Below are 15,074 nucleotides of genomic sequence, written 5' to 3'. Positions count from 1 at the left end.
GCGATTCGTCCATGGCTTTCAATACACGACGAAGCTCGAGCTCATCACCTTCGTTGTCCATCAGGGCAGAAAGCGATTCACGTGCATTCTGACTCATCTTTAACACCTCGCAGCATTGGCAAGGCGCCCCGCCTTGCATCCATTACCAGCCTGAAGTCACCGACAAGTAACCCGAAAGCGGGTTGTCGACATATCAGGATCGACCCGGGTAGATCGAACACTGCTTCAGACGTCGAACCAGGCCGACAAGTTCAGCCAATCCCCGAAATCCTTGCACATTTTTGTCTCTTACGGCGCTCATTCCGTCACGGATTCGCGGTTTCTCGAGGTCGTGACCAGTGGCTGGATATGCTGGTCGACGGCCTCACGGGCGCGGAAGATTCTCGAGCGCACGGTACCCACCGGACACTGCATGATATTGGCAATATCCTCGTAGGAGAGCCCATCGAGTTCTCGCAGTGTAATTGCCGTACGCAGGTCGTCCGGCAGATTCTCGATCGCCTGGAACACAGCCGCTTCCAGCTGGTCGCGAGCCATGGCCAATTCCGGCGTCTCGCTATCGGCCAGACGACCACTGTGGTCGAGGATCTCGGCATCGGCGATATCCAGGTCGCTGCCTGGCGGGCGACGGCCACGTGAGACCAGATGGTTCTTGGCGGTATTGATGGCGATGCGATACATCCAGGTATAGAAGGCACTGTCCGACCGGAACTTGCCAAGGGCACGGTACGCCTTGATGAAGGCCTCCTGTGCCACATCCTGCACCTCGGCATGATCATGGACGTAACGGCCTATCAGCCCGAGGATCTTGTGCTGGTACTTCCTGACCAGCAAGTCAAAGGCACGGTTATCCCCCTTTTGCGCACGCTCGACGAGTTGTTGATCGGTTTCCCGGGTATCCATTCACGCATTCCCCCGCCGACAACAGGTGGGTGAGCTCGCCAAGGATCGCCGGAAGCGAAAGGATGATACATGCATAATGTCAACCTGGGGCCATGAAGCAGCGGAGGGCCAGGATCGCTGGCCGATGTAGCACAAGTGTTCACGTTTCTGAGGCTTGCATCAAGATAAACACTGCCCGAGTCGCCAGCAGCGCGACAACCGGCGCCGTCCGGGGGTTCCAAAGGCGATTGATTTTTGTCGGGCCAACGGGTGATAGTAGTACCCTATCCCTTCTCGTCATCAGCACAGACACGACACAGGAAGCACAATGTCAGATCAGCAGGTCAACAACCTCAATGTCCTTGCTCAGGATGTCCTCATCACTCCCGAGGCCCTGAAGAAGGAAATCCCCCTCACCGAAAGCGCCGAAAGCACCGTCATCGAGAGCCGCGAAACCATTCAGCGCATTCTCGATGGACAAGACCCCCGGTTGCTGATGGTCGTGGGTCCCTGTTCCATCCATGACGTCGACGCCGCCCTGGACTACGCACGCCGGCTGCGCCGCCTGGCCGACGAGGTCAAGGACAGTCTCTATATCGTGATGCGTGTCTACTTCGAGAAGCCCCGCACCACCGTCGGCTGGAAGGGCCTGATCAACGACCCCCACCTCAACGGCTCCTTCGAGATAGAGGAAGGCCTGCACATCGGACGCCGCCTGCTTGTGGAACTGGCCGAACTGGGCCTGCCGCTGGCCACCGAGGCCCTGGACCCGATCTCGCCGCAGTACCTCCAGGACTGCATCAGCTGGGCCGCCATCGGCGCACGCACTACCGAATCACAGACGCACCGTGAGATGGCCTCGGGCCTCTCCTGTCCGGTGGGCTTCAAGAACGGCACCGACGGCAGCCTGGATGTGGCAGTGAATGCCCTGCAGTCCGTCTCCCACTCTCACAATTTCCTGGGCATCGACCAGGCCGGTCAGGTGGCGATCATTCGCACCCGTGGCAACGCCTACGGCCATGTCGTGCTTCGCGGCGGCAACGGCAAGCCCAACTACGACAGCGTCAGCGTCGCCCTGGCCGAGCAGGAACTGAAGAAAGGCGGTGTCACACCCAACATCATGATCGACTGCTCCCACGCCAATTCCAACAAGGATGCCGCCCTGCAGCCCCTGGTGATGGAGAATGTCACCAATCAGATCCTCGAGGGCAACCGCTCCATCATCGGCCTGATGGTCGAATCCAACATCGGCTGGGGCAACCAGAAGATCCCCGAGGATATCAGCCAGCTTCAGTACGGCGTCTCCGTCACCGATGCCTGCATCGACTGGGACTCCACCGTCCAGGCCTTCAAGGAAATGGACGCCAAGCTCGCCCCGGTACTCGCCAAGCGCCTCAAGGCCACCTGAGCGCCTTACACCTCACGGACCCCATCGACCTCCCTGACGAAGGGAGGCAGGGCATCCAGCAGGGCGCGACCATAGCGCCGCGTTAGCACACGACGGTCGAGCAGGGTGATGCGTCCCGTATCGGCTTCCTTGCGGATCAATCGCCCGCAGGCCTGAACCAGCTTGATCGAGGCATCGGGCACGCTAATGCGCATGAAGGGGTTGCCACCGCGGCTTTCGATCCATTCGGCCAGGGTCGCCCCCACCGGGTCATCGGGCACCGAGAAGGGTAACCGGGTCACGACCACGTGGGTCAGGTACTCGCCGGGCAGGTCGATGCCTTCGGCGAAGCTGGCCAGACCGAAGATGATGCTGCCCTCCCCCGCATCCACCCGTGAACGGTGCCGCTGGATAAGCTCCCGCTTGGGCAATCGGTCCTGGGCCAGTACCCGCTCCAGGCAGATCCTGGGAAGGGCCTTCTCCACGGCGCGCAACTGGGCCCGGGACGAGAACAGCATCAGCACGGCCTCCGTGTCGCCCAGGCTTTCCACGAAGTCGACAATGGCTCGCTCGTGGCCCTCTCGGTCCGTGGGATCCACCGCCTCCCGGGGCACGCTGAGTACCGCCCGGGAATAGTCGAAGGGGCTTGGCAGACGCTGGTAGCGGTAGCGATTGGCCAACCCGGCCTGCTCCTGCAGCCGCTCGAAGCGGCCCAGCGCGGTCAGGGTAGCGGAGGTCACCACGGCACCGAAACATGCCCCCCAGAGGGTATGGGCCAGGGTATGCGCCGCCGACACCGGGCTGGCCGAGAAGGTCAACTCGGGTTCTCCGCCGAACCGCTCCAGGGTCAGCCACCGCGCCCTGGGTGGCTCGCCGGGGTCATCCTGTTCGGCAAAGGCCGACCAGAGGGCATGGGCCTCGACGGCGCGACCGTGCAGCAAGGCGACTAGTGGCAACCAGGCCTCGGCCTGCTCCCGGGGCAGCCCGGTCGCCTTTTCCGGGTCGAGGCTCTCGCGCAGAATGTCGCTCATACTCTCCAGACGGCTCGACAACTCGGCCAGGATCACGACCAGGGCACTCGCCTGCTCACGCACCGCCGTGGGTGCCTGGCCCATCTCGAAGCGGTGATGGCGGCTGTCATCGCCATCCCCCAGGCCCTCCGTGCGGCCGGCCAACTGGTGGCCCAGCGCGAAGATCTCGCCGAGCCGAGGCTCCAGGGCATCGATCGCCTGGGGTAGGCCCGCCAGCAGCCGTGCCAGTGTCGGTTGAACCGCCAGGGCGGCATTGAGTTCCGTCAGGGATTTCTTCAGGGTCCGCAGCCAGCGCAGTGCGCCACCCACGGCGAAGCGGTGGGTGAAGTGCTGTATCGCCTTGGCGGGCAGATGATGGCCCTCATCGAAGATATAGATACAGTCGCTCGGCGCGGGCAGCACCATCCCGCCACCCAGGGCCAGATCGGAAAGCACCAGGTCATGGTTGGTGACGATGACATCGGCGCTGTCCAGATAGCGGCGCGCACGAAAGAAGGCACAGGCCCCGAAATGGCCGCAGCGGCGGTTGGTGCATTGGCGGTGATCGACGGTGAGCTTGCGCCAGTGGGCGTCATCGATGGCCTCGGGCCAGCTGTCGCGGTCCCCTTCCCAGCGGCCATTGCCATAGGCCTCGCCCAGTGAGGCGGCCAGCGACTGGAGATCGTCGCCACCGCTGGCCAGGGATTGCTCGAAGAGCGACAGGGTCGGGTTCTCTTCCCCGCCTTCGAGGACCTGATCCAGCCGCGCCACGCAGACATAACGGCCACGCCCCTTGGCCAGGGCATAGTCGAAGTCCAGCCCGCTGTGTGACTTGAGGGATGGCAGGTCCTGGTGGAGGACCTGTTCCTGCAGGGCCACCGTGGCGGTGGCGATCACCAGCCGCTTTCCCCGAGCCTTGGCCACCGGCAGGGCAGCGAGCAGGTAGGCCAGGGTCTTGCCGGTTCCGGTGCCGGCCTCCAGCACACAGACATGCTCGTCGCTGGTACGACGGCCGGCCTCGTCGGCCTCGATCCCCGCCAGGGTGCGGGCGATCTCGGCGATCATCAGCCGCTGACCATAACGAGGGGTCAGATCCAGCGCCTCGAGCACCCGGCGATAGGCGCCCTGGATCTCGCCCTTGAGCGCCTCGTCAAGCATGGGCCGTCAGAGCAACCCTTCCGGCGGATGTTCGCACGGCAGCTTGTCGTTGATGTAGCGTTCGATCTCGGGCAGCGAGAAGGCGTCCTCCTCACCCACGAAACTGATCGATACGCCCTTGGCGCCCGCGCGGCCGGTACGGCCGATGCGGTGGACATAGTCCTCGGGATCTTCCGGCAGGGTGAAGTTGATCACGTGGCTGACATCCTCGATATGAATGCCACGGCCCGCCACGTCGGTGGCCACCAGTACCTGAATCTCGCCCTGGCGAAACTTTTCCAGGGTCTCGATGCGCTGGTTCTGGGGCACATCCCCGGAGAGCATGGCGGCATTAATGCCTGCCTTCTTCATCAGGTCATCGAGTTTGCGTACCAGGTCACGGCGATTGCCGAAGACCATCACGCGATCGAAGCTCTCCTGCTTGAGCAGATTGACCAGCAGGCGCTGCTTGTCCTCGTCGCCGACCAGATAGACCCGCTGGTCGATATCGGCGGCATTTTCCACCGTGACCTCGATATCCACATGGGCCGGCTCATGCGTCCACTGGTTGGCGAGGTCGAGGATGTCCTCGTTGAAGGTCGCCGAGAAGAGAAAGGTCTGGCGCTCCTCCTTCTTGGGCGTATGGCGGATGATGCGCCGGACATCGGGAATGAACCCCATGGAGAGCATGCGATCCCCCTCGTCGAGGACCAGAACCTCCACCTGGGTGAGATCGACGTCACGCTTCTCGTGGAAGTCGAGCAGTCGCCCGGGGGTCGCCACCAGGATGTCCAGCTTCTTGCTCAGGGCATCACGCTGCTTCTGATAATCCATGCCGCCGACCACGCTGGCCACATTGAGATCGGTGAAGCGCGCCAGGGCCTTGGCATCCTTCTCGATCTGCAGGGCCAATTCACGGGTGGGCGCCACGATCAAGGCTCGGGGTGTCCCGGGTTTCTGACCATTGGGCACCTCTTCCTCGAGGAAGTAGGCCAGGATGGAAATCAAAAAGGCGGCGGTCTTGCCGGTGCCGGTCTGAGCCTTGCCGACCACGTCACCGCCAAGCAACGTCTGGGCCAGCGCCTCTGACTGGATAGGAGTGCAATACTCGAATCCCAGGGCATGGATGGCTCGCATCAGGGGAAGCGGCAGATCAAAGTCGTGGAAGCGCCACTTGCCCGCCACGGCGGGAACCTGAAACTGACGCAGGTCCCAGCCGGATGACTGGCGACGGCGTGGCTTGCGACGACGACGCTTGGGCTTGCGGTCCTGTTCCGGTGCGGTGATCTGTTCCGACTCGCTCATAGGCTTGCTGTCTAGTCCGTTTAGTGGATAGGAGACATGGTTCAGCCAGATATTGTACCAGTCCATGACGCCGAGGGCGCGTTTCGTGCACAGGCCCCGAGAGAACGCCTGTCGACGCCAGGGGTGCGGCTGATAGAATGCCGCCAGGATTAACAGGAGCCACACCTCATGACACGCCGCAAGAAGACACGTTCGCTCGCCGACAAGGTGCAGATTCGCACCGGTAAGCGCAAGGATTTCAAGAAGTGGCGTCACGACCATCCGGACCAGGTCACCTCGTCGACTCGCTTCACCCAGAAGAAGCGCCAGCAACGCAAGCTGCAGGCGGCCCGCAAGCAGGCGCGCCAGGAGGACGGCCAGCCGATCGCCATCCATCCCGACCAGGCAGGCCACGACGACCCCGAGCGGAAGGACGACTGACAATGCGCCTGGTGTCCTTCAATATCAACGGTATCCGTGCCCGCCTGCACCAACTCGAAGCACTGATCCAGGCTCACCGCCCCGCGGTGATCGGCCTGCAGGAAACCAAGGTCCAGGACAGCGAGTTTCCCCGCGCCGCGGTGGAGACCATGGGATACCGCGTCTGTTTTCATGGCCAGAAGGGCCACTACGGTGTAGCCCTGATGGTGGACACGGCCCAGTGCGGCGAACCGGAGGCGGTCTTTCATGGCTTCCCCGATGACGAGGATGACGCCCAGAGACGCATGATTGGGGTTCGCCTGGCCCCGGCGGGACGTGAGCCCATCACGATATGGAACGGTTACTTTCCCCAGGGCGAGAATATCGAACACCCGACCAAGTTTCCCCACAAGCGGCATTTCTATGCCCAGCTTCAGCGGCTGCTGGACGAGGACCAGAACCCCGCCGAGAACCTCGCCGTGATGGGGGATTTCAATATCTCTCCCGAGGACATCGACATCGGCATCGGTGAGGCAAGCCGTCGGCGCTGGCTGCGCGAGGGCAAGACCAGCTTCCAGCCGGTGGAGCGCGAATGGCTCGAGGGCATCAAGGCCTGGGGCCTCACCGACAGCTACCGGGTGCTCTACCCCAGGGTCGATGATCGTTTCAGCTGGTTCGACTACCGTTCCCGCGGCTTCGAGCGCGACCCCAGGCGCGGCCTGCGCATCGATCATATCCTGGTCACGGTACCGCTGGCCGAGCGCGTGGTCGACGCCGGCATCGACTACGAGCTGCGCGGGATGGAACGGCCCTCGGATCATGCCCCGGTCTGGACAGAACTGGATCTCTAATAGGGGCTCGGCGGTCTGCTGATTCTCTACCCCCATTCTGGTCAGCGGGCGTCGAAAGGGATCCGCTCGTTCATGGCACTACCTCAGCTGGAACTCCAGCCGCTGGCGTGCGCGTCTCAGCTGGCCGCTCGCCTCGAACCGCCATTGCGACACCGCCTGCCGGGCGGCACGATCGAATACATTGCCGGGCCGGGCCTCGACCACACGAATCGAATCGGCGTCGACCCGGCCGTCGGGAGCGACTAGAAACGCCAGCTCAACATACCCTTCCAGGCCGCGCCGCTGGGCACTTCGCGGATACTCGGGCGGCACCTGATTGAGTGGCGGCAACTCGCCCACATCGATGGGACCCTCGCTCGTCCTGCCCCGTGACTCATGATCGGCATCGGACACCTCTGCCATCTCCAGTGATTCCGCAGATTCAGACACGGCAAGCTCGGAAGACGGCAAAGGCCGTGGCTCAGGCTCAGGCTCAGGCTGAGGTTGCACTACTAGCTCAGGTTCTGGTTCAGGTTCCGGCTGATGTTCAGGCTTCGGCTCGGACTCAGGCGCCTGGGAGCCGTCATCCGGTGCCTTGGCGGGCGCCTGCGGTGGCGCCATGAGATTCATGGTTACCCGCTCGACCTCGACGATGTGCGGCGGCGGAGGCGCCACCAGTAGTGCCAGCCCCCAGAACAGCAACAGGGCCAGGGCCGCACCCACCAGCAGGGAGAGGCCTCCCCGTATCACGGGGTACCTCGCGTGGCGGCCACCGCCATTTCCTCCACACCCGCCTGGCGGATGCGCTCCATCACCTCCACCAGCAGGCCGGTGGTGGATTCCCGGTCGGCCTGGATCACCACCCCGCCCTCGTCGCTGACCAACTCGGCGACACGCTCGCCGACACGGTGGGCATCCACTGCCTCGCCATCCACCCAGACGGCGCCCTCCGCGGTGAGGGCCACCATCACCTGGGCGTTAGGTCGTGGCGTGGCGTCACTAGACTCCGGCCGCTCGATCTCCACCCCGCTCTCCTTGATGAAGCTGGTCGTGACGATGAAGAAGATCAACATGATGAAGACGACATCCAGCATCGGGGTCAGGTTGACCTCGCTGGCCTCGTCGCTGTCGCTGCCGAGACGGCGCCTACGCATGGCTCTCCTCCAGGGCACGAGCCAGGCGATCATGCAACCGCTGATCCTCACGCCGGATGACCTGTTCCAGTCGGCTGGTGAACATCAGGCCCACCACCGCCACCGCCATACCACTCAGGGTGGGCAGGGTCGCCCGTGCCACGCCGTCGGCCATGGCACGGGCCTGGCTTGTCTCGCTGGCGGCCAGGCCATCAAAGACGGTGATCATCCCCGTCACTGTGCCCAGCAGCCCGAGCAGTGGGCAGATCGCCACCAGCAGTTTCAGCCATGGCAGCGGCCGACGCAGCCGGCCGATCAGCTCCCGGGTCCAGACCTCACGCAGGGTACGGGCACTCCAGCTCAGGTGGTCGTCGCGGGCGGCCCAACGCTCAATCAGGCGGCGCCGTGCCCGACGATAGGCGATACGAAAGAACCACATCCGTTCCAGCGCCAGGCCGAAGAGTAGTGCGGCCACCAGGGCGATGCCCAGCAGCACCGGGCCGCCGGCCTCGGCGAGTCGGTCGAGGGGCTCAAGCCAGAGCGGCATCATGATTCCTCCTCTCGGCGAGTTGGCCCGGAGACAAGATCCGCGCCTCCAGATGTTCTGCCAGGGCCGCGCTGGCCTGGCCCTCGACGATGCCGACCAGTTGCCGGCTGCGTGAAGCGAGCGCCGTATGGGCGAAGAGCAGCGGCACGGCGGTGACCAGTCCCAGCACGGTGGTGACCAGGGCCTGACTGATGCCACCGGCCATCAACTGCGGATCGCCGGTGCCGAATACGGTGATGGACTGGAAGGTGACGATCATGCCGGTCACCGTGCCTAGCAGGCCCAGTAATGGCGCCACGGCGGCCAGCAGCTTGACCAGGGCCTGGCCCCGCTCGAGTCGCGGCTGCTCGGCCAGCATCGCTTCATCGAGGCGAGCCTCCAGAACCTCCGGGGCATGGCCATCGTCCAGGGCGTGAAAGCGAGCCAGCACCCGACCCAGAGGGTTGTCGGCACGCAACCGGCCCAGGGCACGTCGTTGGCGTCGCACCGCCAGAGTCACCCGCAGCAGATAGCCGTACTGGGCCAGGGCCACCAGCAAGCCCAGCGCGCCGAGAGCCACCACGACATAGCCAACGGCCCCTCCCTGGTGGAAGCGCTCGAGCAGCGTCGGTTGCTGGGCGAGGGCCTTCAGCAAGGGGCCGCGAGTCGGATCCAGGACCACCATATCCCGTTGGCCATCCTGAAAAGCGGTCAGCACCTCGCTCACCGTCGAGGGGGTATGTTCGGCCACCGAGAGGGTGGCCTCATCGGCGCCACGACGCAGCAGCTGCCCCTCGGAAAAGGCCGCCACATCACCCAGGCGAACCATCCGGCGACGGGTCACCTCGCCATCGGTCCCTGCCACCGGAGCCTCGAGGATGACGAGCCGTCCACTCTCGACGGTCAACGCCATCAGGCTATCGGCCAGCCGCTCGATATGGTCAAGCTCGAGCACCTCGGCATCATCGATACGCGGTGGCAGCATCGCCCCGCCGACCGTCAGCCAGCTCTCGGCCAGGGCATCGCGCAACTCGCCGCTGTGCCGCTGCAGGGTCGAGAGCAGCGAGGCCAGCTCCTCGCCCTGCTCTTCCATGCGCCCCTCGAGGGCCGCCTCCTGCGCCTCGAGCGCCTCACGACGGGCATCGAGTTCGTCACGACGCCGGGCTGCCTCGTCACGCGCCTCGCGTGCCTCGTCCAGCGCCTGCTCGAGGGCGTCGCGATCCTCGACCAGAGCAGACAAACGGGCGTAGTCGCGGGCCTCGGCGGCCTCGCGATCGGCACGCAGCGTGGTCAACGCATCGGACTGAGCCAGGGCCAGGGGAGCCACGAGCACCAGCAGCAGTCCCAGCCGCGTGAAAAGCGTACGGCTCATGAGGAGATCTCCTCAGCGGCTTTCCGTGTCCCGAGGTCAGTCCCGAGGTCAGTCTCGAGGTCAGAGGACACAGGCAGTTCCAGCAGTTCCGGGGCACGCTGGTCGCGGGCGATGCGCAATCCCTTGCGGACCTCGGCACGCTGGTCATCCTCAAGTGCCTTCCAGCGGGATTCCCCTGCCCGCCAGACGCCACCCTGGCGGCCATCGGGGGTCAGGTAGTAGAGCCCGACCCGACCCAGACGCAGGAAATCCACCTCGCGCCGGGTGTCCCCTCCGGTCAGGTAACCGCGCCAGGCATCCGTCTCCCGCCCGTAGGCGAGCTCGCTTCGCCAGGCCGACAACAGTCGTTCCAGGCGTTCGGTGGCTGGCAGGGTCTCATCGTCGAGGCTTGCCACCCTCGCCCGGCGCTCTTCGACCAGGAATGGCAGATCCTGCTCGACCCACTGCGCCAGTCGCGCCAGCAGACCCCGGTTCAGGGCCGGCAGGGCCACCCGGGTATCCTCCAGGCCATCCAGCGCCGCCTCACGACGATCCAGTGTCGCTTCACGCTCCGCCAACCGAGGGGCCAGTGCAAGGTTGTAGCCCTCGAGTCGTCGGGTCTCGTCCTCTACCCGGCGCAGCTCACGCAACAGCTCGCGGGTCTCGTCATCGGCCTCGTCGATGCGGGCCTGCAGTTCGGCCTGGCCGCGCTGCGCGTCGCTGGCCTCATCAACCAGCGGCTCCTGGGCATGGAGCAGGCCCGCAGCCAGCAACCCGATGGCGATACCAAGCGACAAATCCAAGCGAAAGCTCCTCACCATGACTCTCCAAATTGACCGGCTCGAAGCGGAAAAGACCTCAGCTGCAAACACAAAGGGCCCCGCGGTTAGCGGAGCCCTTTGCCGAAGCCGGCTACTGATCGGAATGCCAGGCCGTTCGGTGATGACGCATCGGCGTATCAGGCACTGGCAGCCTGGTAACGGCGCTCGACGTCTTCCCAGTTGATCACGTTGAAGAAGGCCTTCAAGTAGTCCGGACGCTTGTTCTGGTACTTGAGGTAATAGGCATGCTCCCAGACGTCCACACCCAGGATCGGGGTATGGCCGTGGCTGATCGGGCTGTCCTGATTGAGGGTGTTCTCGACGACCAGCTTGCCATCCGGCTTGACGCTGAGCCATGCCCAGCCACTGCCGAAACGACCCAGACCGGCCTTGGTCAGGGCTTCCTGGAAGGCCTCGTAACCGCCGAGCTCGCTGTCGATGGCGGAAGCCACCTTGCCCTGGGGATTGCCTCCTCCATTGGGGGACATCATCTGCCAGAACATGCTGTGGTTGGAATGGCCACCGCCGTTGTTGATCACGGCCTGGCGCTTGTCCTCGGGTACACGGTCCAGGTTGGCAAGCAGCTCATCTACCGGCAAATCCTCGAGACCGGTGCCCTCCAGGGCGCCGTTCAGGTTATTGACATAGGTCTGATGGTGCTTGGAGTGGTGAATCTCCATGGTCATCGCATCAATGTGCGGTTCCAGGGCATCGTAGGCATACGGAAGATCGGGAAGGGTATGGGCCATATCGTCATCTCCTTGATTGGCGGAAATCTGCGTGCACCACTAGATATGCGGATGGGCAGGGAGCTTTTCAATGCCCACCCAGGCACATTCAGATAACCGAGGATTACACTCAACTATTTACTCTAGTTCTAGTCTAGTGGACCCCACCGGCACTGACAAACTACCGGCGAGGCCAGGCCAGGCGCAACTAGAGCTTCTGCTCGAGTTCCGGCAGGATCTCGAACAGATCGCCGACGAGACCATAATCCGCGATCTCGAAGATCGGCGCGTCCGGGTCCTTGTTGATGGCGACGATGACCCGGGCATCCTTCATGCCGGCCAGATGCTGGATGGCGCCGGAGATACCCACGGCGATATACAGATCCGGGGCGACAATCTTGCCGGTCTGGCCGACCTGCATGTCATTGGGCACGAAGCCCGCATCCACGGCGGCCCGTGAGGCGCCGATGGCCGCTCCCAGCTTGTCGGCGATGCCATCGAGGAGCTTGAAGTTCTCGGCACTGCCCAGGCCACGACCGCCGGATATGACCACCCGGGCCGCACCCAGTTCGGGGCGATCGCTCTTGGCCAGCGACTCCTCGACGAAGACGGAACTGGCGTTCTCGGCCACCCTGTCCACGGCTTCGATGGCCGCCTGACCCGTGTCGCCGACGGCATCGAAGCCGGTGGCGCGCACGGTGATCACCTTGATCGGATCCGCGCTCTGCACGGTGGCGATCGCATTGCCGGCGTAGATGGGACGCTTGAAGGTATCGGCGCTCTCGACCGAGATGATTTCCGAGATCTGGGAGACATCCTTGAGGGCGGCCACGCGCGGCAGAATATTCTTGCCGTTGGTGGAGGCCGATGCCAGTAAATGGCTGTAGTCATCGGCCAGGCCGGCGATGAGATCCCCCATGGGTTCGGCGAGCTGATGCGCATAGGCGGCATGGTCGGCGACACGGACACGGGCCACACCCTCGAGCCTGGCCGCCGCCTCGGCGATGGCGCCCACCCCGTCACCGGCCACCAGGATATCGATATCACCGCCGATGGCTCGAGCGGCGGCGACCACATGGGCGGTAGCGGAGGACAGTTGCCCCTCGTGATGTTCGGCAAGGACCAGAATGCTCATGAGATCACCTTGGCGTCATTCTTGAGTTTTTCCAGGAGTTCGCCCACGGAACCCACCTTGACACCGCCCTGGCGTTCGGCCGGCGGCTCGACCTTGAGCAAGGTGACTCTCGACTCCACCTCCACGCCCAGGTCGGCCGGGGACTTGACGTCTATCGGCTTCTTCTTGGCCTTCATGATGTCGGGCAGCTTGGCGTAGCGCGGCTCGTTCAGGCGCAGATCGCTGGTGATGATGGCCGGCAGGGTCAGCTCCAGAGTCTGGGAACCACCGTCGATCTCGCGGGTGACGCGGACTCTCTCGCCCTCCACCACCACCTCGGAGGCAAAGGCCCCCTGGGACAGACCGGCAAGGGCCGAGAGCATCTGTCCGACCTGGTTATTGTCGGTATCGATGGCCTGCTTGCCGAGGATCACCAGGCCCGGCTGCTCCGCCTCGACCACCTTGGCCAGCAACTTGGCAACGGCCAGGGATTCGACATGCGCTTCCGTCTCGACATGCACGGCACGGTCCGCCCCCAGGGCCAGGGCATTGCGCAGCTGTTCCTGGGCGGCCTTGGGACCGATGGTCACGGCGACGATCTCGGTGGCCACGCCACGTTCCTTCAGGCGTACTGCTTCTTCCACGGCGATCTCGCAGAAGGGGTTCATGGCCATCTTGACGTTGGTGAGATCCACATCGCTGTTGTCGGCCTTGACCCGGATCTTGACGTTGTAGTCCACGACGCGCTTGACCGCGACAAGTACTTTCATAATGCCCTCGCTTGGTTGGATCGGGAGACCTCTCGGTTGCCCATCGCAGGCGCCTCCTTATTCCACTATTATACCAATCATCAGACTCGGCTAGAAGCAAACGAACGTTTCAAAGCCATTGGACGCCGGTCATCATCATGACACGACCGCGTCTCGACAGGAGGATATTGCCGGTGGAACAGGTTGAACGCGATTCCATGGAATTCGATGTCATCATCGTCGGTGCCGGCCCCGCCGGCCTGTCGGCGGCGGCGCGCCTCATGCAGCAGGCAAGCGAGGCCGGCCAGGAGCTTTCGGTGTGCGTGGTGGAAAAGGGTTCCGAGGTGGGCGCCCATATCCTCTCCGGCGCCGTCCTCGAGCCCCGCGCCCTGCAGGAGCTCTTCCCCGACTGGGAGGAGCGCGGCGCGCCCCTCACCACCCCGGTGACCCGCGACGCGCTCTATCTGCTTCTGGACGGCGAGAAGGCCCAGAAGCTGCCCGATACCCTGGTGCCCAGGTCAATGCATAACACCGGCGGCGACCAGACCCGCTACGTGATCAGCGCCGGCAACCTTTGCCGCTGGCTGGCCGAGCAGGCGGAAGCGCTGGGTGTGGAGATCTTCCCCGGCTTCGCCGCCCAGGACGTGATCGTCGATGAAAAGAACGTGGTTCGGGGTATCCTGATCGGCGATATGGGCGTGGATGCCGACGGCCAACCCAAGGACGGCTACATGCCCGGCATGGAGCTGCGGGCAAAGTATACCCTCTTCGCCGAGGGCGCCCATGGCCATCTGGGCAAGCGGCTGATCGAGCGCTTCAACCTCGACGAAGGCAAGGACCCGCAGCACTACGGCATCGGCCTCAAGGAACTCTGGGATGTTCCCGCCGAGCAGCACGAGCCCGGCCTGGTGCTGCACGGCTCCGGCTGGCCCCTGGCCAAGGACACCCATGGCGGCTGGTTCCTCTACCACGCCGAGAACCGCCAGGTCGTCGTCGGCCTGATCATGGACCTCTCCTACCGCAATCCCTGGCTCTCGCCGTTCGACGAATTTCAGCGAATGAAGCACCACCCAGTGCTCAAGCGACACCTCGAGGGCGGCAAGCGCGTCGCCTACGGGGCCCGGGCCATCACCAAGGGCGGCCTCAATTGCCTGCCGAGGATGACCTTTCCCGGCGGCCTGCTGATCGGCTGTGACGCCGGCACCCTGAACTTCGCCAAGATCAAGGGCCTGCACACCGCCATGAAGTCGGGCCTGGTGGCGGCCGAGGCCGTTTTCGAGGCGATCGAGAGCGGCGATGAAGGCGGCAGCGAGCTGACCGCCTTCACCGAGAAATGGCAGGCGAGCTGGGCCCATGCCGAACTCCAGGAAAGCGCCAGCTTCGGGCCGGCGATCCACAAGTACGGCACCCTGGGCGGCGGTGCCTACAATTTCCTCGACCAGCTGCTCGGCAGCAAGCTGCCAAGGGTCCACGACACCACCCCGGACCACGCGGCACTCAGGCCGGCCAGCGAGTTCGAGAAGATCGACTATCCCAGGCCCGACGGCAAGCTCTCCTTCGACAAGACCTCCTCGGTGCATCTCTCCAACACCAACCACGAAGAGGATCAGCCCTGCCACCTCAAGCTCGACGACCCGGAGCTGCCCATCCGCGACAACCTGCCTGAATACGCCGAACCGGCCCAGCGCTACTGCCCTGCCGG

At 64.2% G+C, this 15,074-nt stretch carries 15 protein-coding genes and 1 pseudogene; 4 read left to right on the top strand and 12 right to left on the bottom strand.

Features of this window, described 5'->3' with window-relative positions:
• Together ACESMD_RS02140 and rpoE are read right to left on the bottom strand one after the other, a co-directional pair.
• Window positions 1-97, bottom strand: a pseudogene (locus ACESMD_RS02140) (anti-sigma factor); the annotation flags it as partial.
• Window positions 98-297: 200 nt separating this feature from the next.
• The gene (rpoE, locus tag ACESMD_RS02135) at window positions 298-903 is read right to left on the bottom strand and encodes an RNA polymerase sigma factor RpoE (RefSeq protein WP_372609897.1); all 606 of its coding nucleotides are present in this window, start codon (window positions 901-903) and stop codon (window positions 298-300) included.
• A 307-nt stretch (window positions 904-1,210) separates the two neighbouring features.
• Here rpoE and ACESMD_RS02130 point away from each other — a divergent pair, with 307 nt between their 5' ends.
• Window positions 1,211-2,290, top strand: a complete 1,080-nt coding sequence (locus tag ACESMD_RS02130; protein WP_372609895.1) for a 3-deoxy-7-phosphoheptulonate synthase — start codon at window positions 1,211-1,213, stop codon at window positions 2,288-2,290.
• Window positions 2,291-2,295: 5 nt separating this feature from the next.
• Here the strand turns inward: ACESMD_RS02130 and dinG are convergent, their stop codons facing one another.
• The gene (gene dinG, locus ACESMD_RS02125) at window positions 2,296-4,437 is read right to left on the bottom strand and encodes an ATP-dependent DNA helicase DinG (protein ID WP_372609893.1); all 2,142 of its coding nucleotides are present in this window, start codon (window positions 4,435-4,437) and stop codon (window positions 2,296-2,298) included.
• A 6-nt stretch (window positions 4,438-4,443) separates the two neighbouring features.
• On the bottom strand, window positions 4,444-5,721 hold the full coding sequence (gene rhlB / locus ACESMD_RS02120; protein WP_372609903.1) for an ATP-dependent RNA helicase RhlB: 1,278 nt from the start codon (window positions 5,719-5,721) through the stop codon (window positions 4,444-4,446).
• A 168-nt stretch (window positions 5,722-5,889) separates the two neighbouring features.
• Between rhlB and ACESMD_RS02115 the strand changes: the two genes are divergently transcribed.
• Window positions 5,890-6,141, top strand: coding sequence for a hypothetical protein (locus ACESMD_RS02115; RefSeq protein WP_372609891.1), 252 nt, complete (start codon window positions 5,890-5,892; stop codon window positions 6,139-6,141).
• 2 nt (window positions 6,142-6,143) lie between these two features.
• On the top strand, window positions 6,144-6,971 hold the full coding sequence (gene xthA, locus ACESMD_RS02110; RefSeq protein WP_372609889.1) for an exodeoxyribonuclease III: 828 nt from the start codon (window positions 6,144-6,146) through the stop codon (window positions 6,969-6,971).
• A gap of 78 nt (window positions 6,972-7,049) precedes the next feature.
• Here xthA and ACESMD_RS02105 read toward each other — a convergent pair whose 3' ends face one another.
• The 8 genes from ACESMD_RS02105 to ACESMD_RS02070 form a co-directional block, all read right to left on the bottom strand.
• Window positions 7,050-7,700 (bottom strand): TonB family protein, encoded by a 651-nt coding sequence (locus ACESMD_RS02105; RefSeq protein WP_372609886.1) that lies wholly within the window; start codon window positions 7,698-7,700, stop codon window positions 7,050-7,052.
• Window positions 7,697-8,104, bottom strand: a complete 408-nt coding sequence (locus tag ACESMD_RS02100) for an ExbD/TolR family protein (RefSeq protein WP_372609884.1) — start codon at window positions 8,102-8,104, stop codon at window positions 7,697-7,699. The genes ACESMD_RS02105 and ACESMD_RS02100 overlap by 4 nt, the downstream gene beginning before the upstream one ends.
• Complete coding sequence (locus ACESMD_RS02095) at window positions 8,097-8,630, bottom strand: MotA/TolQ/ExbB proton channel family protein (RefSeq protein ID WP_372609901.1); 534 nt, start codon at window positions 8,628-8,630, stop codon at window positions 8,097-8,099. The genes ACESMD_RS02100 and ACESMD_RS02095 overlap by 8 nt, the downstream gene beginning before the upstream one ends.
• A complete protein-coding gene (locus ACESMD_RS02090) occupies window positions 8,614-9,981 on the bottom strand; it encodes a MotA/TolQ/ExbB proton channel family protein (protein ID WP_372609882.1) in 1,368 nt (455 codons plus the stop codon). Before ACESMD_RS02090 ends, ACESMD_RS02095 begins: the two co-directional genes overlap by 17 nt.
• A complete protein-coding gene (locus ACESMD_RS02085) occupies window positions 9,978-10,763 on the bottom strand; it encodes a DUF3450 domain-containing protein (protein WP_372609880.1) in 786 nt (261 codons plus the stop codon). Before ACESMD_RS02085 ends, ACESMD_RS02090 begins: the two co-directional genes overlap by 4 nt.
• Window positions 10,764-10,918: 155 nt before the next feature.
• A complete protein-coding gene (locus ACESMD_RS02080) occupies window positions 10,919-11,530 on the bottom strand; it encodes a superoxide dismutase (protein ID WP_372609878.1) in 612 nt (203 codons plus the stop codon).
• 187 nt (window positions 11,531-11,717) lie between these two features.
• On the bottom strand, window positions 11,718-12,644 hold the full coding sequence (locus tag ACESMD_RS02075) for an electron transfer flavoprotein subunit alpha/FixB family protein (protein ID WP_372609876.1): 927 nt from the start codon (window positions 12,642-12,644) through the stop codon (window positions 11,718-11,720).
• Window positions 12,641-13,393 (bottom strand): electron transfer flavoprotein subunit beta/FixA family protein, encoded by a 753-nt coding sequence (locus ACESMD_RS02070; protein WP_372609874.1) that lies wholly within the window; start codon window positions 13,391-13,393, stop codon window positions 12,641-12,643. The genes ACESMD_RS02075 and ACESMD_RS02070 overlap by 4 nt, the downstream gene beginning before the upstream one ends.
• A 173-nt stretch (window positions 13,394-13,566) precedes the next feature.
• Here ACESMD_RS02070 and ACESMD_RS02065 point away from each other — a divergent pair.
• Window positions 13,567-15,074 (top strand): 4Fe-4S dicluster domain-containing protein (locus ACESMD_RS02065; protein WP_372609899.1); only part of this gene is annotated, 1,508 nt, incomplete at its 3' end.

The sequence above is a fragment of the Halomonas sp. genome (assembly GCF_041689495.1).
Lineage (GTDB): Bacteria > Pseudomonadota > Gammaproteobacteria > Pseudomonadales > Halomonadaceae > Halomonas.
Note: the sequence above shows the minus strand (reverse complement) of the source record. Positions and strands in the feature narration are given on the sequence as shown.